The organism is Streptomyces sp. NPDC014894, from assembly GCF_043080985.1.
Lineage (GTDB): Bacteria > Actinomycetota > Actinomycetes > Streptomycetales > Streptomycetaceae > Streptomyces.
Window position 1 is genome coordinate 694,734 of record NZ_JBIBWD010000001.1, and the last position, 20,082, is coordinate 714,815.

Annotated in this window: 20 protein-coding genes and 1 pseudogene; 18 read left to right on the forward strand and 3 right to left on the reverse strand. The window is 71.4% G+C overall.

From position 1 onward, the window contains the following. The first annotated feature begins 98 nt into the window (after nucleotides 1-98). Together ACF089_RS02955 and ACF089_RS02960 are read left to right on the forward strand one after the other, a co-directional pair. Nucleotides 99-986, forward strand: coding sequence for a tRNA (adenine-N1)-methyltransferase (locus tag ACF089_RS02955; RefSeq protein ID WP_392020920.1), 888 nt, complete (start codon nucleotides 99-101; stop codon nucleotides 984-986). A gap of 255 nt (nucleotides 987-1,241) precedes the next feature. Beyond that, on the forward strand, nucleotides 1,242-1,829 hold the full coding sequence (locus ACF089_RS02960; RefSeq protein ID WP_392020922.1) for a hypothetical protein: 588 nt from the start codon (nucleotides 1,242-1,244) through the stop codon (nucleotides 1,827-1,829). Nucleotides 1,830-1,923: 94 nt separating this feature from the next. On the opposite strand, the gene ACF089_RS02965 is transcribed toward ACF089_RS02960, so the two are convergent. After that, nucleotides 1,924-2,235 carry a ferredoxin gene (locus ACF089_RS02965; RefSeq protein ID WP_392020925.1) on the reverse strand — a complete coding sequence of 104 codons (312 nt, stop codon included), beginning with the start codon at nucleotides 2,233-2,235 and terminating at the stop codon, nucleotides 1,924-1,926. 265 nt (nucleotides 2,236-2,500) lie between these two features. On the opposite strand from ACF089_RS02965, the gene arc reads away from it, so the two are divergent. From arc to prcA, 6 genes and pseudogenes are all read left to right on the forward strand, one after another. Next, nucleotides 2,501-4,267, forward strand: a complete 1,767-nt coding sequence (gene arc / locus ACF089_RS02970) for a proteasome ATPase (protein ID WP_392020927.1) — start codon at nucleotides 2,501-2,503, stop codon at nucleotides 4,265-4,267. 259 nt (nucleotides 4,268-4,526) lie between these two features. After that, nucleotides 4,527-6,038, forward strand: a complete 1,512-nt coding sequence (gene dop / locus ACF089_RS02975; RefSeq protein WP_392020930.1) for a depupylase/deamidase Dop — start codon at nucleotides 4,527-4,529, stop codon at nucleotides 6,036-6,038. Nucleotides 6,039-6,188: 150 nt separating this feature from the next. Next, a complete protein-coding gene (locus ACF089_RS02980) occupies nucleotides 6,189-6,407 on the forward strand; it encodes a ubiquitin-like protein Pup (RefSeq protein ID WP_086569168.1) in 219 nt (72 codons plus the stop codon). Between the two features lie 107 nt (nucleotides 6,408-6,514). Continuing rightward, nucleotides 6,515-6,706: pseudogene (locus ACF089_RS02985) on the forward strand (endonuclease domain-containing protein); the annotation flags it as partial. Next, nucleotides 6,658-7,503 (forward strand): proteasome subunit beta, encoded by an 846-nt coding sequence (gene prcB / locus ACF089_RS02990; RefSeq protein WP_392020934.1) that lies wholly within the window; start codon nucleotides 6,658-6,660, stop codon nucleotides 7,501-7,503. The pseudogene ACF089_RS02985 and the gene prcB, both read left to right, overlap by 49 nt. Before the next feature lie 62 nt (nucleotides 7,504-7,565). Continuing rightward, nucleotides 7,566-8,339 (forward strand): proteasome subunit alpha, encoded by a 774-nt coding sequence (gene prcA / locus ACF089_RS02995; protein WP_392020936.1) that lies wholly within the window; start codon nucleotides 7,566-7,568, stop codon nucleotides 8,337-8,339. Nucleotides 8,340-8,526: 187 nt separating this feature from the next. Here the strand turns inward: prcA and ACF089_RS03000 are convergent, their stop codons facing one another. Beyond that, nucleotides 8,527-9,600, reverse strand: coding sequence for a hypothetical protein (locus tag ACF089_RS03000; RefSeq protein ID WP_392020939.1), 1,074 nt, complete (start codon nucleotides 9,598-9,600; stop codon nucleotides 8,527-8,529). 74 nt (nucleotides 9,601-9,674) lie between these two features. Continuing rightward, on the reverse strand, nucleotides 9,675-10,808 hold the full coding sequence (locus ACF089_RS03005; protein WP_392020941.1) for a LacI family DNA-binding transcriptional regulator: 1,134 nt from the start codon (nucleotides 10,806-10,808) through the stop codon (nucleotides 9,675-9,677). 154 nt (nucleotides 10,809-10,962) lie between these two features. On the opposite strand from ACF089_RS03005, the gene ACF089_RS03010 reads away from it, so the two are divergent. From ACF089_RS03010 to tatC, 10 genes are all read left to right on the forward strand, one after another. Then, nucleotides 10,963-12,438, forward strand: coding sequence for an MFS transporter (locus ACF089_RS03010; RefSeq protein WP_392020944.1), 1,476 nt, complete (start codon nucleotides 10,963-10,965; stop codon nucleotides 12,436-12,438). Nucleotides 12,439-12,447: 9 nt separating this feature from the next. Next, nucleotides 12,448-13,809, forward strand: a complete 1,362-nt coding sequence (gene pafA, locus ACF089_RS03015) for a Pup--protein ligase (protein ID WP_392020945.1) — start codon at nucleotides 12,448-12,450, stop codon at nucleotides 13,807-13,809. Nucleotides 13,810-14,050: 241 nt separating this feature from the next. Beyond that, a complete protein-coding gene (locus ACF089_RS03020; protein ID WP_392020948.1) occupies nucleotides 14,051-14,986 on the forward strand; it encodes an FKBP-type peptidyl-prolyl cis-trans isomerase in 936 nt (311 codons plus the stop codon). A gap of 99 nt (nucleotides 14,987-15,085) precedes the next feature. After that, nucleotides 15,086-15,457, forward strand: a complete 372-nt coding sequence (locus tag ACF089_RS03025; protein WP_392020951.1) for an FKBP-type peptidyl-prolyl cis-trans isomerase — start codon at nucleotides 15,086-15,088, stop codon at nucleotides 15,455-15,457. A gap of 233 nt (nucleotides 15,458-15,690) precedes the next feature. Continuing rightward, the gene (locus ACF089_RS03030; RefSeq protein ID WP_392020953.1) at nucleotides 15,691-16,647 is read left to right on the forward strand and encodes a helix-turn-helix transcriptional regulator; all 957 of its coding nucleotides are present in this window, start codon (nucleotides 15,691-15,693) and stop codon (nucleotides 16,645-16,647) included. A gap of 17 nt (nucleotides 16,648-16,664) precedes the next feature. After that, nucleotides 16,665-17,828 carry a helix-turn-helix transcriptional regulator gene (locus tag ACF089_RS03035; RefSeq protein WP_392020956.1) on the forward strand — a complete coding sequence of 388 codons (1,164 nt, stop codon included), beginning with the start codon at nucleotides 16,665-16,667 and terminating at the stop codon, nucleotides 17,826-17,828. 97 nt (nucleotides 17,829-17,925) lie between these two features. After that, nucleotides 17,926-18,210 carry a hypothetical protein gene (locus ACF089_RS03040; RefSeq protein WP_392020959.1) on the forward strand — a complete coding sequence of 95 codons (285 nt, stop codon included), beginning with the start codon at nucleotides 17,926-17,928 and terminating at the stop codon, nucleotides 18,208-18,210. A gap of 9 nt (nucleotides 18,211-18,219) precedes the next feature. Then, nucleotides 18,220-18,420: a hypothetical protein gene (locus tag ACF089_RS03045; protein ID WP_392020962.1), complete on the forward strand. Its 201-nt coding sequence runs from the start codon at nucleotides 18,220-18,222 to the stop codon at nucleotides 18,418-18,420. A gap of 327 nt (nucleotides 18,421-18,747) precedes the next feature. Then, nucleotides 18,748-19,041, forward strand: a complete 294-nt coding sequence (tatA, locus tag ACF089_RS03050) for a Sec-independent protein translocase subunit TatA (protein WP_392021603.1) — start codon at nucleotides 18,748-18,750, stop codon at nucleotides 19,039-19,041. Nucleotides 19,042-19,148: 107 nt separating this feature from the next. After that, nucleotides 19,149-20,039, forward strand: a complete 891-nt coding sequence (gene tatC / locus ACF089_RS03055; protein WP_392021604.1) for a twin-arginine translocase subunit TatC — start codon at nucleotides 19,149-19,151, stop codon at nucleotides 20,037-20,039. Nucleotides 20,040-20,082 lie beyond the last annotated feature (43 nt).

A 20,082-nucleotide genomic window follows, 5' to 3' on the forward strand; every position in this document is an offset into this window, starting at 1 on the left:
GCCCCGCGAGACCCCGGGGCGGCCCCCCGCGAGGCCCCCGGGCCCCGCCCCGCTCTCCCAGGTGCTCAGGCCCTCCCCGGGCCCGGTACGCTGGTCACATGTCCGAACCGACCGGTGCCGCCCGCCGACGCGGGCCCTTCAAGGTCGGGGACCAGGTCCAGCTCACCGATCCCAAGGGACGCCACTACACGTTCACGCTCGAAGCCGGGAAGAACTTTCACACCCACAAAGGGTCCTTCCCGCACGACGAGCTGATCGGCGCTCCCGAGGGCAGTGTTGTCCGAACCACGGGAAACGTCGCCTACCTCGCGCTGCGCCCCCTGCTCCCCGACTATGTCCTGTCCATGCCCCGCGGCGCCGCCGTGGTCTACCCCAAGGACGCGGGGCAGATCCTGGCCTTCGCCGACATCTTCGCCGGTGCGCGCGTCGTCGAAGCGGGAGTGGGCTCCGGCTCCCTCAGCGCCTTCCTGCTGCGCGCCATCGGCGACCACGGCATGCTCCACTCCTACGAGCGCCGTCCGGACTTCGCCGAGATCGCCCAGCAGAATGTGGAGCGCTACTTCGGCGGTCCCCACCCCGCCTGGCAGCTCACCGTCGGCGATCTTCAGGACAACCTCTCCGACGCCGACGTCGACCGGGTGATCCTGGACATGCTCGCCCCCTGGGAGTGCCTGGACGCCGTGTCCAAGGCGCTCGTCCCGGGCGGCATCCTCTGCTGCTACGTCGCGACCACCACCCAGCTCGCCCGCACCGTCGAGTCCATCCGTGAGATCGGATGCTTCGCCGAGCCGCAGCCCTGGGAGTCCATGGTCCGCAACTGGCACGTCGAAGGGCTCGCCGTCCGCCCCGACCACCGGATGATCGGCCACACCGGCTTCCTCGTCACCGCGCGGCGCCTCGCCGACGGCGTCGAGCCCCCGATGCGCCGCCGCCGCCCCGCCAAGGGCGCCTACGGCGACGACTACGAGGGACCCAACAAGGGCTGAGCCCCGATCGAGGGCCCCTTCCCGGCCCTCGCCCACCACAACGCCGGACCGCCGCCGCCGAGTTCCCGTCGCGACACACTTCGCGAACGGGAACTCGACGGCGGCGGTGGCGCGTTCGGCGGCCGATCGGTTACGAAACCCTGACAAGCGGGCCCGCACCCCGCCGTTCCCCGGCCCTGTGACGTATGGCACGATGCAGACCTCCCTCCCGCCGCCGACGTGCCCCCGGCTTCGCCATCACAGGAGACTTCACGCGTGCAGACCTCCGCACTCCCGGACCTCGCGCACACCCGGACCCGCCCGGCGCACTGGCTCGCCACCGCCGCCGCGATGGCCGCCGTCGCCGCGCTCGCCGGGCTGCTCCAGCCCGAGGCCGCCACCGCCTCCCAGAGCGAGCGGCCCGCCGCCCGCTCCGCCCCCGCCGGCCCGGGAGCCGCCGCCCCGGCGCCCGACCCCGCCCGGGTGAAGCTCCCCCTGGAGTGCGCGACCGTCTCCGCCGTGGTGACGAAAAAGGCCACCGGCGACCTGGACGGCGACGGCGCGCCCGAGACGGTCGTGGCGGCACGCTGTGACGCGGGCGCCGGCACCCCGCCCAGCGGGGTCTACGTCCTCGCCGCGAGCCGGGACGGCGGCCCGCGCGTCGTCGCCACCCTGATCGCGCCCGAGCTGCGCCAGAACGTCGAGCGGCTCGCCGTGCGGAACGAGACGATCACCGCCACCCTGCTCGGCTACTCCTCGCCCGAGGTGCCCCTGTGCTGCCCCGACGAGCGGGAGAACGCCGAATGGCGGTGGGAGGGCGGCAAGTTCCTCCGTACGCCGCCGAACGAGCCACGGCCCCTGTGAGGGCCGGCTCCGGCGGTACGGGAATCGGCGTCCGAAATGCGGACGCCGATCATGGCACGCGGTGCCCGCGCGTCGACGCGGGGTAGCCGGGAGGTCACTCCGCGTCCGGGCCGTACACCTCCACGCTGTCCGAAACCCGACGTACATGGATACAGTCCCCCGGGCACTCCTTCGCGGAGTCCACGACGTCCCGGAGCAGCGGCAGCGGGACCGGAGTCGAGGCCCCCGGATCCTGCAGCAGCTCGTCGTCGGCGCTCTTCACATACGCCAGCCCGTCGATGTCCAGCTCGAAGACATCCGGGGCGTACTGGACGCAGATCCCGTCCCCGGTGCAGAGGTCCTGGTCGATCCAGACCTCCAGGGCGTCGGCGGCGCCTTCGGACGGGGCCTCGTGCTGCACGGTCATATCTCCTGCCGTTTCCTGCGTCGGGTCGAGCGTCCTGCCAAGTGATCTGAAGCAAGTCGCGCCAGCCCTGACGGGTGTTGAACACTTCGACCTTACAACCGCCCGCTTTCCGATGTTGATGGGTGGGTATTCCCCTGGCGGGAGGGAGAGCGCAAGGGTGAAGATCGGACACACCCCGACCGTCTTTGTGATCTAGGGGTTTCAATCACCACCCACCCAGGTAGGGTCAGGAAGCGTCCAGCTCCCCTTGGAGGAGGTGAGGACCGTGGCAGCCCACGACGACGACATCAACCGCGGCATCCGGCCGGGGCGGGGGTCTGAAGACCCAGCCGGCCAGGTCGCCTATCTCGAGCAGGAAATCGCCGTCCTGCGCCGCAAGCTCGCCGACTCTCCGCGTCACACGAGGATTCTCGAAGAGCGGATCGTCGAACTGCAGACCAATCTGGCCGGCGTGTCCGCACAGAACGAGCGGCTCGCCAATACGCTCCGTGAGGCCCGCGACCAGATCGTGGCCCTCAAGGAGGAGGTCGACCGGCTCGCGCAGCCGCCGGCCGGCTTCGGTGTCTTCCTGCAGGCCAATGAGGACGGCACCTGCGACATCTTCACCGGGGGCCGCAAGCTCCGGGTGAACGTCAGCCCCGGCGTCGAGCTCGACGAGCTACGGCGCGGCCAGGAAGTCATGCTCAACGAAGCGCTCAACGTGGTCGAGGCCATGGCGTACGAGCGCGCCGGCGACATCGTCACCCTCAAGGAGATCCTCGAGGACGGCGAGCGCGCCCTGGTCATCGGCCACACCGACGAGGAACGGGTGGTACGGCTCGCCGAACCGCTGCTGGACATCACCATCCGGCCCGGCGACGCCCTGCTGCTCGAACCCCGCTCCGGTTACGTCTACGAGGTGGTCCCCAAGAGCGAGGTCGAGGAGCTTGTCCTCGAAGAGGTCCCGGACGTCGACTACAACAAGATCGGCGGCCTGGGCAACCAGATCGAGCTGATCCGCGACGCGGTCGAGCTGCCCTACCTCTACCCCGACCTCTTCAAGGAGCACGAGCTTCGACCGCCGAAGGGCATCCTGCTCTACGGCCCGCCCGGCTGCGGCAAGACGCTCATCGCCAAGGCCGTCGCCAACTCCCTTGCCAAGAAGGTCGCCGAAGTCACCGGTCAGCCCGCCGGAAAGAGCTACTTCCTCAACATCAAGGGCCCCGAGCTGCTCAACAAGTACGTCGGCGAAACCGAACGGCACATCCGGCTGGTCTTCCAGCGGGCCCGGGAGAAGGCCAGCGAGGGCACCCCCGTCATCGTCTTCTTCGACGAGATGGAATCCCTCTTCCGCACCCGCGGCTCGGGCGTCAGCTCGGACGTCGAGAACACCATCGTCCCCCAGCTCCTCGCCGAGATCGACGGCGTCGAGGGCCTGGAGAACGTCATCGTCATCGGCGCCTCCAATCGCGAGGACATGATCGACCCCGCGATTCTGCGCCCCGGCCGCCTCGATGTGAAGATCAAGATCGAGCGACCGGACGCGGAGGCCGCGAAGGACATCTTCGCGAAATATCTCACCGCTTCGCTGCCGCTGCACGCCGACGACCTCTCCGAGCACAATGGATCCAAGGAAGCCGCCGCTCACGCGATGATCCAGTCCGTCGTGGAGCAGATGTACGCGGAATCCGAGGAGAACCGCTTCCTGGAGGTCACCTACGCCAATGGTGACAAGGAAGTCCTCTATTTCAAGGACTTCAACTCCGGAGCGATGATCCAGAACATTGTGGACCGGGCGAAGAAGATGGCCATCAAGGCCTTCCTCGACCACAACCAGAAGGGTCTGCGCGTCGCCCATCTCCTCCAGGCGTGCGTGGACGAATTCAAGGAGAACGAGGACCTGCCCAACACGACCAACCCGGACGACTGGGCCCGGATCTCCGGAAAGAAGGGCGAGCGGATCGTCTTCATCCGCACCCTGGTCACCGGAAAGCAGGGCGCCGACACCGGTCGCTCCATCGACACGGTGGCGAACACCGGGCAGTACCTGTAGTGGCGACCCGGCTGCGGACGCCCCCGCCGGGCGTCCGCAGCCGGCCGCTTTCCCGTCCGGACCACACCGGCCCACCCGGTCTCACCAGCCACACCGCAGCAAAGACGACATCGATCTCCCCCGCAGCGCAGAGCCGTTCTAGGCTCTTCGGTACCGCCGGGTCGCGCAGCGCGGGGACGGGCACCGCATGCGCACCGGAGCACCAGCGGTACTTGAGCGCCGCCCCCGGACGGGAGCGTCGCAGGGCAAGGAGGGCCGCATGACCGTACGGCGAGTAATGGGAATCGAGACGGAGTACGGCATCTCCGTCCCGGGCCATCCCAACGCCAATGCCATGCTCACCTCATCCCAGATCGTCAACGCCTACGCGGCGGCGATGCACCGGGCGCGCCGTGCCCGCTGGGACTTCGAGGAGGAGAACCCGCTGCGGGACGCCCGGGGCTTCGACCTGGCCCGCGAGGTCGCGGACTCCAGCCAGCTCACCGACGAGGACATCGGCCTGGCCAATGTGATCCTCACCAACGGCGCCCGGCTCTATGTGGACCACGCGCACCCCGAGTACAGCTCTCCCGAGGTCACCAACCCCCGCGACGCCGTCCTGTGGGACAAGGCCGGCGAACGGATCATGACCGAGGCGGCCGACCGCGCCGCCCAGCTGCCCGGGGCCCTGCCGATCCACCTCTACAAGAACAACACCGACAACAAGGGCGCCTCCTACGGCACCCACGAGAACTATCTGATGAAGCGCGAGACCCCGTTCTCGGACATCGTGCGCCATCTGACGCCGTTCTTCGTCTCCCGGCAGGTCGTCACGGGCGCCGGCCGGGTCGGCATCGGCCAGGACGGCCACGAGCACGGCTTCCAGATCAGTCAGCGGGCCGACTATTTCGAGGTCGAGGTGGGTCTGGAGACCACCCTCAAGCGCCCGATCATCAACACCAGGGACGAGCCGCACTCCGACGCCGAGAAGTACCGCCGGCTCCATGTGATCATCGGCGACGCCAATCTCTCGGAGATCTCGACCTATCTCAAGCTGGGCACCACGGCCCTGGTCCTCTCGATGATCGAGGACGGCTTCATCGCCGTCGACCTCGCCGTCGACCAGCCCGTACGCACTCTTCACCAGGTGTCCCACGACCCCGATCTCCGGCAGCTGGTCACGCTGCGCAGCGGCCGGACGCTCACCGCCGTACAGCTCCAGATGGAGTACTACGAGCTGGCCAGGAAGTACGTCGAGGAGCGCTTCGGGGCCGACGCCGACGAGCAGACCAAGGATGTGCTGAGCCGCTGGGAGGACACGCTCAACCGGCTGGAGAACGATCCGATGAGCCTGTCGGGCGAGCTGGACTGGATCGCGAAGAAGGAGCTGATGGAGGGATACCGCAGGCGCGACGGGCTCGGCTGGGACGCCGCCCGGCTGCATCTGGTGGACCTCCAGTACGCGGACGTACGGCCCGACAAGGGCCTCTACAACCGTCTGGCGGCCCGCGGCAGGATGAAACGGCTGCTGGACGAGCAGGACGTCGCCCGGGCCCGTACGAAGCCTCCCGAGGACACCCGCGCCTACTTCCGGGGCCGCTGTCTGGAGCAGTACGCGGACGACGTCGCCGCCGCCTCCTGGGACTCGGTGATCTTCGATCTGCCGGGCCGTGACTCGCTCCAGCGGGTCCCGACCCTGGAGCCCTTGCGCGGTACACGCAATCACGTGAAGGAGCTCCTGGACCGCTGCAGGACGGCGGAAGACCTGGTCCGGGTGCTGTCAGGAGGCTAAAAGGTCCCGGTTCGGGAATCATCACCGGGAATCGCGGGGACGGCCCCGGGGCGTTGAGGAAAGTGCGGGGCCGATGTCAGACCGGGCTTGTAGGGTCTGATCTTGACAGGATCGAACTCACGTCAGGGCAAACCGAGCGGGGTGAGGGACATGGCGACCAAGGACACCGGCGGCGGACAGCAGAAGGCCACGCGTTCCACGGAGGAGGTCGAGGAGCAGGCGCAGGACGCGCAGGTCTCCGAGGATCTCAAGGAGCGCCAGGAGAAGCTGTCGGACGACGTGGACTCCGTGCTGGACGAGATCGACGACGTCCTCGAAGAGAACGCCGAGGACTTCGTCCGGTCATTCGTACAAAAGGGCGGACAGTAGCGACCCGCCGCCCCGGGCCCCGGCCCGGGCCCCGGCCCGGGGCGGGCGCCCCCGGCCGGACCGGCGCGACCGCCGGTCGGGCGGGCCCGTCCGGGCTCCGTCCGGCGGCTTCCGCCGTACATGTGGATCACCGCCGCGGGACGGGTAGGGTCCGTGGCGTACTGTGCTTCAACTGCGATTCGGCCATCGGCGAGTTGGGAGACGATCCCGACACCGTCCGGCGGGCTGCCGCCTACGTGGAAGGAAACTCGTGGAAGCCAACACTCGTGGCACCGGGCGTCTACCAGCTGCCTTCCTGACGCCAGGCTCCTCCTCCTTCATGGACTTCCTGGGGGAGCACTCCCCGGAGCTGCTCCCCGGCAAGCGCGTGCTTCCGGTCGTGCAGGGCGCCTTCGAGGCCCCGCACGGCACGACCATCGTCGCCGCCGCGTTCCCCGGCGGCGTGGTGCTCGCCGGCGACCGGCGCGCGACCATGGGGAACATGATCGCGCAGCGCGACATCGAGAAGGTCTTCCCCGCCGACGAGTACTCCGCGGTGGGGATCGCGGGCACCGCGGGGCTGGCCACGGAGATGGTGAAGCTCTTCCAGCTGGAGCTGGAGCACTTCGAGAAGGTGGAGGGCGCACAGCTCTCCCTGGAGGGCAAGGCGAACCGGCTCTCCACCATGATCCGGGGCAATCTGGGCATGGCCATGCAGGGTCTCGCGGTCGTCCCGCTCTTCGCCGGATACGACGTGGACCGCGGCAAGGGCCGCATCTTCTCGTACGACGTGACGGGCGGCCGTTCCGAGGAGCTGGGCTTCGCGTCCACGGGATCGGGTTCGATCTTCGCGCGCGGGTCGATGAAGAAGCTCTATCACGACGATCTGACGGAGGAGCAGACCACCACGCTGGTGGTGCAGGCGCTGTACGACGCGGCGGACGACGATTCGGCGACCGGCGGCCCCGATGTGGCCCGGCGGATCTACCCGATCATCACGGTGATCACGGAGGACGGCTTCCGCAGGCTGACGGACGACGAGTCCTCGGCGATCGCCCGCGCGATCCTGGAGCGCCGCCTCGAACAGCCCGACGGTCCGCGCGCCGCGCTGCTCTGATGTTCCCCCGGCCACCGCTCGGCGGGGCTTTGACGCCACTGACAGAAAGGGACGGATAACCGGTGACGACGCCGTTCTATGTCTCCCCCGCACAGGCCATGCAGGACCGGGCGGAGTACGCCCGGAAGGGCATCGCCCGCGGTCGCAGCCTGGTCGTGATCCAGTACGCCGACGGCATCGTCTTCGTCGGCGAGAACCCGTCCCGCGCGCTGCACAAGTTCAGCGAGATCTACGACCGGATCGGCTTCGCCGCGGCCGGAAAGTACAACGAGTACGAGAACCTCAGGATCGGCGGTGTGCGCTACGCGGATCTGCGGGGCTACACCTACGACCGCGACGATGTGACCGCCCGCGGCCTGGCCAATGTCTACGCGCAGACGCTGGGCACGATCTTCTCCAGCTCGGCCGAGAAGCCGTACGAGGTGGAGCTGGTGGTCGCCGAGGTCGGCGCGACGCCCGACGGCGACCAGATCTACCGGCTGCCGCACGACGGCTCGATCGTGGACGAGCACGGCTCGGTGGCCGTCGGCGGCAACGCGGAGCAGATCAGCGCCTATCTCGACCAGCGGCACCGGGACGGGATGTCGCTCGCCGAGGCGCTGAAGCTGGCGGTGCAGGCGCTGTCGAACCAGACCAACGGCACCGAGCGGGAGATCCCCGCCGAGCGGCTGGAGGTGGCGGTGCTGGACCGTACGCGGCCGCAGAAGCGGAAGTTCAAGCGCATCGTGGGCCGGCAGCTGGCCCGGCTGCTGGAGGCCGACGGAGCCGCCTCGGTGCCGACCGACGCGCCCTCGGACACCGAGGAGAGCGACGGGGGCACGGAGGGCGGGGCGTAGTCGGCCCGAGGCGCCGAGGACGCCCCGGAGCGGCCGGACGGGCCTGCTCCGGGGCGTCCTGCCGTCCGGGGCGACGCGCGGGCGGCGGGCTGCCCGGCGGACGGCTGCCCATGGCTCGCGGGCGGCCGGGACACGGCTCCCCGGCGGTGGGTCCGGTGCGGTCGGGGCGGGTGCGGTCGGGGTGCGGTCAGGGCAGGGCCCAGTGGCGGTGGCCGTCGGCGCTCCGGGTGAGCCAGGTGCCGTCGCCGAGCGGGGTGACCCAGCCGACCGGGGCCGGATAGCGCAGCCGCCCCAGCGGCCGGAGCGTGGCGGCGTCGCAGAGCCAGTGCCGGATCACCGCCGGGCGGCCCGGGGGATAGGTCCGGCCGGTGACCAGCAGATGCCGGTCGTCCAGGAGGAAGGCCCCGTCGAACTCGTCGTTGTCGCGCCCGGCGGTGAGCCGGGTGAGGTCGTACAGCGCGGCGGGCTCCTCGGCGCCGACGTCGTGCGCGGCGAGTTCGTCGCGGTCGTCGTTGGCGGCGATCCGTTCGGCCCGCCGCAGGGTGAGCAGCCGGGGCGGCCCGTCCTTCGCGCTCCGGCGCGGGCGGGGCAGAAAGTCGATGATCTCGCGCATCGTGGTGGTGCCGCGGATGTGGAGCCCGTCCCGGCGCGGCTCGATCCACCAGCTCGTCCAGCTGTACCAGGCGGTCCAGCAGGAGAGGGCGAGCAGGGTGCCGTCCGGGTGCCAGCGCTGGGTGGCGACGGACGAGACCCCGCCGATCGGCCGCCGGGCCCGCACCTTGCCGGAGACGGCGTCGAGCAGCACCAGCGTGTCATTGCCGAAGGCCGTCCCGGGCGGTCCCTCGCGCTCCCCGGCCGGGTCCGCGCCGGCGGCCGCGAGGGTGGGCACGAGGGCGCTGACGAGGCCGCCCCCGGGGTGCGGCGCGGGCGGCCCCGGCGGTCGCGGTTCGTCGTGACAGCCGTGCCAGGGGGCGTGGGGGAGTTCCCAGAGGGTGGCTCCGTCCGGGCCGACCCGGCGGATCCGGTCGGGCTCGCAGACGACGGCCCCGTCGCCGAGCGCCGCCGCGGTGGAGTGCGGCGGCAGGGGCACGGTCCGTACGGGGGCGAGCGCACCGGAGAGGAAGGCCCCCGCGTCGTGGATCTCCAGCCGGTCGTCGCCCGTGACGGCGAGCAGTCCGCCGGCGAGCGGAGTCACCGGGCCGGGCGCGCGGACGGTGCCGAGCAGGGCCGCGTCGATCGGCGTCTCCGCCGTACTCGTCATGATCGCGATCGTTCCACGGAGGCCCGGCGGGCTCAAGGGCCGTCTCATGGCCGCGGCCGCGGGGCCGGGCCGGGTCAGATCGCGGGCGCCGGTCCGGTGGACTCGCGGACGACCAGACGCACCGGGAGGTCGTCCTGGGCGGGCGCGCGGCCGCCGAGGACCGCGAGCAGGGCGTGCATACCGCGCTCGCCGACCTGCTCGGCGGGGAGCTTCACGGTGGTCAGCTCGGGTTCGACGGCGGTGGCGAGGGCGAGGTCGTCGAAGCCGGTGATCGAGAGGTCCTCCGGGACCCGCAGACCGAGCCGGCGGGCCGCCTTGCAGGCCCCGGCGGCGAGGATGTCGCCGTCGCAGACGACGGCCGTGGGCCGGGGCCCGGGGGCGGTGAGGGCCCGGTGGGCGGCCTCGCGGGCGGCGTCGACGGAGAAGGGCGCGCGCACGGTCCGCGCGGTCGCGCCGGGCACGGCCGAGAGCGCGGACGCGAGGGCCCGGGCGCGGACGTCGAAGGTCCAGGAGTCGACGGCCGGGGCGAGGTGCAGAAAGCGGCGGTGGCCGAGGGCCAGCAGATGTTCCGCGATCTGGCGGAATCCGTCGCCGATGGCGAGATTGACGTGGGCGGCGGCGTCGGCGTCGGACGGGTCGCTGTCCAGCATCACCAGCGGCAGGCCCGAGCCGTGCAGCGCGGACAGCGCGGTGGTGGCCATCGACGAGGCGATGACGCCGTCGAGGGCCGCGCGGGCGGAGGCGAAGGGGTCCTTGGCGGGGCCGGTGCCGTCGGGGGAGGGGTAGATGACGACGCCGAAGCCGTGCTGTTCGGCGACGGCGGCCGCCCCGGTGTAGACGCGGGCGAAGAACTCGTTGGTGAGCGCGGGGACGACCAGCAGCGCGGTCCTGGTGCGGCCGAGCCGCAGATTCCGGGCGGCGAGATTGGGCCGGTAGCCGAGGGAGCGCGCGGTGTCCCGCACGAGGTCGGCGGTGCGCGGGGAGACCCGGCCGCGCCATTTGTCGCCGAGCACCAGCGAGACGGTGGCCTGCGAGACCCCGGCGGCGCGGGCCACGTCGCGGCTGGTGGGCCGGGGCGGGGCGGGGAAGCCGGAGTCGTCGGCGGGCCCGGCGAAAACGTCTGCCCGGTCCGCCCCCGCCGCCCGGTCCGTCCCGTCCCCGCGCGGTCCGCTCCCGCCGGGCGCGAGTCCGCGGTGCCCGTCTGTCATGGTGCCGTCCTCCGCTGCCGCTGCCGCCGCCGTCCGCGCCGGGCGCGGGTCCGCGGTGTGGCGGCGCTGTGGACCCGCGGACTGTCGACATGGTACGTATGAGCCCGACGTTATACGTAACACCCCGGCGGGGCCGGGGGAGAGGGGGCGGAACATGACTTCAGGGACATCGGAAACATCAGGGTCATCAGGGACTGCCGGCGGCGCCGGAGGCACAGGAGCGGCGGGAGGCGCGAGGGACACCGGAGCCGTACGGGACACGGGAGCCGCCGGGGCCGTACAGGACGCCGGGGACCTCGCCGGGGCCGTCACGGACGCCCGGGACGCCGGGGGCCCGGCCGACGCGGAGGAGACCGGGTACGGGGACATCCTCAGGGCCCCGTACGCCGCACGGCTGCTCACCGGCACCCTGGTGGGGCGGCTGCCCCATGCCACCGGACCGGTCGCCATCGTGCTGTTCACCCGCGCCGAGGGCGGCGGCTACAGCCTGGCCGGCGGGCTGGCCGCCGCGTACGGCATCGCCACCGCGATCGGCCAGCCGCTCCTCGGCCGCGCCGTCGACCTGCGCGGACAGCTCCGGGTCCAGCTCCCCGCCGCCGTGATCTCCGCGCTCGGGATGGTGCTGCTGGCCGCCGCCGGGATCGGCTCGCTGCCGCTCGCGTACGCGGGGGTCGTGATCGCCGGTCTCTTCACCCCGCCTCTCGAAGGAGGGCTGCGGGCGCTCTGGCCGAGCGTGCTGGGCCGGGAGGACCGGGTCCACCGGGCCTACGCCCTGGACGCGGTCGCCCAGGAGATCATGTTCACCGTCGGACCGCTGCTGATCACCCTCATCGTCTCCTTCTGGTCCGCCGGGGCCGCGCTGCTGGTGATCAACGCGATCGGGGTGCTCGGGGCGCTCGTCGTCGTCCTCAGCGAGCCGTCCCGCGTCTGGCGCTCCGCGCCCCGGGAGGCCCACTGGCTGGGCGCCCTGCGCTCCGGCGGACTGCTGGCCCTGCTGGGGTCCTTCTTCTTCGTCGGCCTCGCGCTCGGGTCCATCACCGTCGCCGGGGTCGCCTACGCCGACGACCACGGCCGGGACGCGGTCTACGGCTGGCTGATGGCCGCGCTGAGCTTCGGCGCGCTGGTCGGCGGGGTGTTCTACGGGGCCCGCCGCTGGACCGGGACCCCGGAGCGCCGGCTCACGGTCATCGTCGCCCTGCTCGCGCTCGGCTATCTGCCCCTGGCCCTCACCCCCGGCGTCCCCGCCATGACGGCGCTCGCCGCCCTGTCCGGGCTGTTCCTGGCCCCCGCGATCGCCTGCGCCTTCGTCGTGGTCGACCGGCACGCCCCGCGCGGCACCGTCACCGAGGCGTTCTCCTGGCTCGTGACCACCTTCGGGGTGGGGGCGGCGGCCGGCACCGCCGTCGCCGGACCCGTCGTGGAGCTGGCCTCGACCTCGTGGAGCTTCGCGGTCGCCGGGGCCGGGGGAATCGCCGCGCTGCTCGTTCTGATGAGCACTCAGCGGATCCTCGCCGGTCCCGGCCGGGGCCCGGACCCCGGCCGCCCCGTTCCGGACCCGGCCGGTCGATCAGCCGAAAATGATCGGAATGGTGCCGCCGAACCCGGTTTCAGCTCAGGCCGTGAGGCGTAATGTTCAGACATGGACCGCCGCATTTTCGGGCTGGAGAACGAGTACGGCGTCACGTGCACGTTCAGGGGACAGCGCCGACTGTCACCTGACGAAGTGGCGCGCTACCTCTTCCGCCGAGTTGTCTCATGGGGCCGCAGCAGCAATGTCTTCCTGCGGAACGGCGCCCGCCTCTACCTCGACGTGGGTTCGCATCCGGAATACGCGACACCGGAATGCGACAACGTGACCGAGCTGGTCACTCATGACAAGGCCGGAGAGCGGATTCTCGAAGGTCTGCTCGTCGACGCCGAACGCCGCCTGCACGAGGAGGGAATCGCGGGCGACGTCTATCTCTTCAAGAACAACACCGACTCGGCGGGAAACTCCTACGGCTGCCACGAGAACTATCTCGTCGCCCGCCACGGAGAGTTCTCCCGGCTCGCGGACATCCTCATCCCCTTCCTCGTCACCCGGCAGCTGATCTGCGGCGCGGGCAAGGTGCTCCAGACCCCGCGCGGCGCCGTCTACTGCGTCAGCCAGCGCGCGGAGCACATCTGGGAGGGCGTCAGCTCGGCGACCACCCGCTCGCGTCCCATCATCAACACCCGGGACGAGCCGCACGCCGACGCCGAGCGCTACCGCAGGCTCCATGTCATCGTCGGCGACTCCAACATGTCCGAGACCACGATGCTGCTCAAGGTCGGCGCGACCGATCTGGTGCTCCGCATGATCGAGGCGGGCACCGTGATGCGCGATCTGACCCTGGAGAACCCGATCCGGGCCATCCGCGAGGTCAGCCACGACATCACCGGGCAGCGCAAGGTGCGCCTCGCCAGCGGGCGAGAGGCCTCCGCCCTGGAGGTCCAGCGCGAGTACTACGAGAAGGCCGTCGACTTCGTCGAGCGGCGCGGCATCCGCACCGGCACCGTCGAGCAGGTCCTCGAACTGTGGGGCCGCACCCTCGACGCGATCGAGGCGGAGGACCTGGACCGGATCGGCACCGAGATCGACTGGGTCATGAAGTACCAGCTGATCGAGCGGTACCGGGCCAAGCACAACATGACCATGTCCCACCCCCGGGTCGCGCAGATAGACCTCGCGTACCACGACATCCACCGCCGGCGGGGGCTCTACTACCTGCTGGAGCGCAAGGGCCAGGCCGCGCGGATCTGCAACGACCTGAAGATCTTCGAGGGCAAGTCGGTGCCCCCGCAGACCACCAGGGCGCGGCTGCGCGGCGACTTCATCCGCCGCGCCCAGGAGCAGCGGCGGGACTTCACCGTCGACTGGGTGCACCTCAAGCTCAATGACCAGGCGCAGCGCACGGTGCTGTGCAAGGACCCGTTCCGCTCGGTGGACGACCGGGTGGAGAAGCTGATCGCCGGCATGTAGCCGGCCGATCCCAGGGCGGCCGGACCGATGGCCGCACAGGAGTGCCCATCGGTCGCCGGAACGTCACCCGGGCCCCGTACGTTGCTCGTGCGGGGCCCTTGGCACGCCCTAGAGTGTCCGGGACTCCAGGGGGTGGGGGGGGGGGGGGGGGGGGGGGGCCGCGGCCCCCCCCCCCCCCCCCCCCCCCCCCCCCCCCCCCACACCCCCTCCCCCACCTGACGTCTGAGATCTGAGGAAACACGTGCGCCGAATCGCCGGCCTTCTCGTCGTGCCCGCACTGCTGCTGACAGCGGCCTGCGGCAGCGAGGAAAAGGGCTCCGACTCCATCTCCTCCCAGGGCGGGCTGCCCGCCATCACCGAGGGCGCCAAGTTCGGCGAGAAGCCGACGCTGGCCAAGGGCGAGGGGACTCCGCCGAAGAAGCTGAAGGTCGAGGTCATCAGCGAGGGCAAGGGCGCCGTCCTCAAGAAGGGCGACCAGGCCCAGGTGAACTACCTCGGCCAGGAGTGGGACGAGAACAAGCCCTTCGACAACAGCTTCGACCGAGGCCAGCCCTTCGACGTGGCCATCGGCGGCCAGGGCGTCATCCAGGGCTGGCAGGAGGCCCTGAAGGGCCAGAAGGTCGGCAGCCGTCTGGAGGTCGCCATTCCGCCGGACCTCGGCTACGGCGCGCAGGGCCAGGGCGACATCAAGGCCAACGCGACGCTGGTCTTCGTCATGGACATCGTCAAGGGCACCACGATCCCGGCCTCCGCCAAGGGTGCCGAGGTCGCCCAGGACGACGCCGCGCTGCCGAAGGTCGGCGTCAACACCGACGGCAAGGCCCCCTCGGTGACGATCCCCAAGACGGACGCGCCCAAGAAGCTCGTCTCCAACTACGTGCTGGAGGGCAAGGGCCCCGAGCTGACCGACAAGGACACCGTCGTCGCGAAGTACGAGGCGTACGTCTGGAAGGACGGCAAGCAGTTCGACAGCACCTACAAGGCGGACTCGACCGTGAGCTGGCCGCTGGCCCAGGTGACGGTCGAGGGCCTCAAGGAGGGTCTGATCGGCAAGAAGGTCGGCAGCCGGGTGCTCCTGGTGATCCCCTCCGAGAAGGCGTTCGGCGACAAGGAGCAGAACGGCATCCCGAAGAACTCCACCCTGGTCTTCGCGGTGGATCTGCTGGCGAAGGCCTGATCCGACGCGGGCGGTGACGCCCCGCCGGACTCGGACCGGGGCCGGGCGGGGTGCGAGACTGTCCCGGTTGCCCGTACATCGTTATGAGGAGCAGTATCAGTGAGCATTGAGAAGCCCGAGATCGACTTCCCGGAAGGCGAGCCGCCGGCCGACCTGGAGAGCAAGGATCTCTGGGAGGGCGATGGCGCGGAGGCCAAGGCGGGTGACTTCGTCACCGTCCACTACGTGGGTGTCTCCTTCTCCACGGGCGAGGAGTTCGACGCGTCCTGGAACCGCGGCCAGACGTTCAAGTTCCAGCTCGGCGCCGGCCAGGTCATCGCCGGCTGGGACAAGGGCGTCCAGGGCATGAAGGTCGGCGGCCGCCGCCGGCTGACCATCCCCGCGCACCTCGCCTACGGCGACCGCGGCGCGGGCGGCCGGATCAAGCCGGGCGAGACGCTGATCTTCGTCGTCGACCTGATCGCCGTCTGAACCGCTCGCCGTCCGGCCCGGCCGCCGTCCGGTCCCATCGCCCAGTGATCGGGATCTGACCGGCGTCCGGCCGACGCGGGGCCGCCCTCCGGCCCGGTGCGATCCGGGCCGATCACGGCCCGCCGGGGCCCGCCCTCCTCCGGGAGCGCGGGCCTCGGCTTTTGCCCCGACACCCCGGGGCGGTACGGTCGGCGGTGCGGGTGCGACTCAAGCAGAAGAGGTGCGAAGCGTCGATGGCCATTGCCAAGGCCGAGCGGCTGATGAATCTGGCGCTGTGCCTGCTCGGGACGCGCCGCCCGCTCAGCAAGCGAGAGCTGCGCGGGTCCATCGAGGCCTATCTGGAAGCCGCCTCGGACGACGCCTTCAACCGGATGTTCGAGCGCGACAAGGACGATCTCCGCGAACTCGGTCTGGTCATCGCCACCGTGGAGAATCTCGACGGCGAGGTCGGCTATCTCGCCCGCCGCGACAGCAACCGGCTCCCCCCGATCACCCTCGACGCCGAAGAGGCCGCCGCGCTGGGCCTGGCGGCCCGGGTGTGGCAGCAGGCCAGGCTCGCGGGGGCCGCCAGCGGCGCGCTCCAGAAGCTGCGCGCGGCCGGGATGCCCGAGGCGGAGGACGCGTACGACGTCCCCTACAGCGCCCTGGAGCCTCGTATCCCCGTGCACGAGGCGGCCTTCGAGCCGCTGATGCTCGCCTGCCGCGACCGCAGGCCCGTGAACTTCGACTACCGCAAGGCGACCGCCGCCCGCCCCGAGCAGCGCCAGGTCGAGCCCTGGACGCTGGAGTGCTGGCGCGGCCACTGGTATCTGGCGGGCTGGGACCGCGACCGGGGGGCGGAGCGCGTCTTCCGGCTCTCCCGGATCACCGGCCGGGTCCGCTCCCGCGCCGGCGCCTTCACCGCGCCCGTGCCCGATGTGGTCACCGTCCGGGAGACCGTGGAGAGCTGGGCCGGCGAGACCGCCACCCGCACCGCGCGGATCCGGCTGCGCGCCGGCTGCGGCTATCCGCTGCGCGCCCGGGCCCGCTCGGTGCGCGAGCTGGACGGCGGCTGGGACGAGCTGGAGATCCCGTACGGCCACGGCCTGGACGCCTGGCTGGTGGAATTCGGCCCCGATGTGGTGGTCGTGGAGCCCGCTGATCTGCGGGCCGACGTGGTGGACCGGCTGCGTGCCGTGGCCAAGGGCTGAGGGGGAGTCGGACGACCATGGCCGCCAATGCCATTGACCAGACCCGGCGGATGCTGTCGCTGGTGACCTATCTTCGCGAGCGCCCCGGAGCCCGGGTGGGCGATGTGGCCCGGGCCTTCGGGATCACCGAGGACGAGCTGATCTCCGATCTCGATGTGCTGCCGATGTGCGGGACCAGCTTCCGCGGCGGCGATCTCCTCGACATCGACACCGACGGCGACCGGATCTGGTGGCACAACCCCGACGACGTCGCCGAGCCGCTGCGGCTCGCGGCCGACGAGGCGACCGCGCTGCTGGTCGCCGCGCGCGCGGTGGCCACCCTCCCCGGGCTCCGCGAGGGCGACCGGGAGGCGCTGCTGCGCGCCACCGCCAAGCTGGAGACGGCGGCGGGCGAGGCGGCCGGGGCCTCCGCCCGGCTCTCGGTGACCTTCGAGTCCGAGGGCGGGGTCTTCGCCGAGGTGGACCGCGCCATCTCGGAGCGGCGCCGGCTCTGGCTGCGGTACTACTCGCCCGCGCGCGACGGGCTGACCGAGCGCGAGGTCGACCCGATCCGGCTCTTCGCCGTCGGGCACACCTACATGGAGGCGTGGTGCCGGCTCTCGGAGGCGCGCCGCACCTTCCGGCTGGACCGGGTCGCCGAGATCCGGCTGCTGGACGCCCCCTCCGCGCCGCCCGAGGTCGAGCTGCGGGATCTGTCCGAGGGGCTGGTCCAGCCCGCCGCCGACGATCCCGAGGTGGTGGTCGAGGTGGGTCCGGCCGGACGCTGGGTGGCGGAGTACTACCCGCACGACAGCGCCGAGGAGCTGCCCGACGGCGGTCTGCGCATCACGCTGCGGACGCCGTCCCCGGTGCTGCTGCGGCGGCTGGCGCTGCGGCTCGGCCAGGACGGGCGGGTCGTCGCGCCCGCCGAGCTGGCGCAGAGCGCCCGGGACGCGGCGCGCCGGGCCCTCGCCGCCTACGAGGACAGCCCGGACGCCGATACGGACGGCTCGCACGCCGGTGCGGACGGCGCGGGCGGTGCCGATACGGGTACGGGTACAGGTACGGGTGTCGGCTCGGGCGGTGCCGACACGGGTACGGATATGGATACGGGTGTCGGCGCGGGCGGTCCGGACGCGGTCGCGGGCGCTCCGGAGACCGGCGCGGGGCGGGCGCTCCCCGGCGCGGGGGCGCGCGGCTGATGGCGGGGCGTACGCGGCCTCCCGCCCGGAGTGCGGGGTTCGTGCCGACCGGACAGGTTCCGCCCGCTCCGGGCGGGAAGAGGGAGAATCACGTCATATGTCGCTGATCTCGGAGATCGCCGCCACGGCCGCCTCAGCCGCCGCCACGACGGAGGCCGTGCTCTTCAAGGCCGCCTGCCCCGACTGCCGCGCCCGCTTCGAGCTGTCCGCCGAGTCGCTGCGGCTGGCGATCGGCGGCAGCAGCCGTACCACCTTCTACTCCTTCACCTGCCCCGAGTGCGGCTCCGCCGTACGCAAGCCCGCCGGAGAGCGCATCGTGGAACTGCTCACCGGCGGCGGGGTGCGCACCCTCCGTCTCACCCCCGGCCCCGGAACGGTCTAGGTTCTCCCCATGCTCTGGCCCATGCTCGCCATCGCCCTCGGCTTCCTCGGCATCGCCGTCCTCGGCGTGCTCGGCGTCCGGGTGTTCGTCGAGGCACAGCGGCTGGGGCGGGAGGTCGCCCGCACCACGGGCCGGATCAACCGCGCGGCGGAGGATCTGGAGCACGCGGCGACCCGCCTGGCCCGCAGCGGCGAGACCCTGCGGCCCTGACCCGGGGCACACCGCGAGCCCGCGGAAGCTGTTCGTCCGCTCCGGCCCCGGCCCCTTCGCGCCGGAACCCGGCCGCCCCGCCCCGCCCCCGGACATGCGTGGCGCGTACAGATGATCGCTCTCGCACCCTGCTGCGCCGTCCGGCCGACCGGTACTCTGATGTACGGCGGCACAGGTGAGTGAGGCACCGACCGCCGGCGAGCGTCCGCACGGTGATTGCCGTGCGTTCACCCGTGAGAGTTACGATCGCTCTGGCTGTGGTGTGCACCTCGTGTGCCGCGGCCCGCAGTCCAGTCCCATGCCGCCTCGGTGAGAAGGTAGACCAGAATTATGCCGAACCTCGGTCCGTTGGAGATTGTTCTCATCCTCCTCGTCGTCATCCTCCTCTTCGGGGCCAAGAAGCTCCCGGACATGGCGCGCTCCCTCGGGAAGTCGGCGCGCATCCTGAAGAGCGAGGCCCGGCAGATGAAGTCCGAGGGGACGCCCGCCGCCGCGCCCGCGGAGCCCAAGGAGCAGGAGCCGCCGGTCCAGCCGGCCCCCCGCACCATCCAGGCCGCGCCCGGCGATGTGCAGAGCGCCCGCCCCGTCGCCGAGCCCAGCACCGACTCCGCCCAGCGCTGACCACCCAGGCCGCTTCCGCCGTCAGGGCGGTCTGCCGCACGAGATGAGGACGTGGGTTGCTCAAGCCTGCCCGCTCGAAGAATTCGGCGAAGGACCCCGAGGGCCGGATGCCGCTCGCCGAGCACCTGCGTGAGCTGCGCAACCGGCTCGCCAAGGGACTGCTGGCGATCGTCGTCATGAGCATCGTCGCGGCCTTCTACAACAAGCAGCTGATGGACTTCCTCGCCGCGCCCGTGCCGGCCTGCGAGAAGGGCCAGTCCAACGCCGGCGGCCAGTGCGCCGAGATCGTCTTCAACAAGCTGCTGTCGCCCTTCACCACCACGATCAAGGTGACCCTGCTGGCCGGCGTGGTGCTGTCCTGCCCGGTCTGGCTCTACCAGCTGTGGGCGTTCGTCGCGCCCGGCCTGCACAAGAGCGAGCGGAAGTACACGTACTACTTCGTCGCCGCGGCCGTCCCGCTCTTCCTGTCCGGCGCGTATCTCGCGTACCTGGTCATGCCGATCAGCTTCGAGATGCTGCTGAAGATCACCCCGGACGCGGCGGGCAACCTGCTCGAACTCGACGACGTCCTCGACTTCTCCGTCCGTATGGTGCTCGTCTTCGGTCTCGCCTTCGAGCTGCCACTGGTCCTGATCATGCTCAATCTGGTCGGCATGGTCACCGGCCGGCGCATGATGGGCTGGTGGCGCGGTGTGGTCATGGGCGTCTTCGTCTTCGGCGCCGTCGCCACCCCCACCACGGACCCCATCGGCATGATCGCCCTCTCCGGGCCGATCGTCGTGCTCTACTTCGGCGCCGTCGGATTCTCCCTGCTCAACGACAAGCGCCGGGCGCGCCACGACCCCGACGCCGCGCTCGACGACGACGAGGCGGCCCCGCTCGACCTCGACGAGGGGATCGAGCCGGTCGGCGCCTCCCGTTCCGTGCCGGCGCAGGCGAACGGCACGGCGGACGGCGGACGTTCGCACCGCGTCAACGGCTACGACGACATCACCTGATCCACCGCGTCCCCGGCCGGGGGAGCGGAGCGCCCAGCGCCTC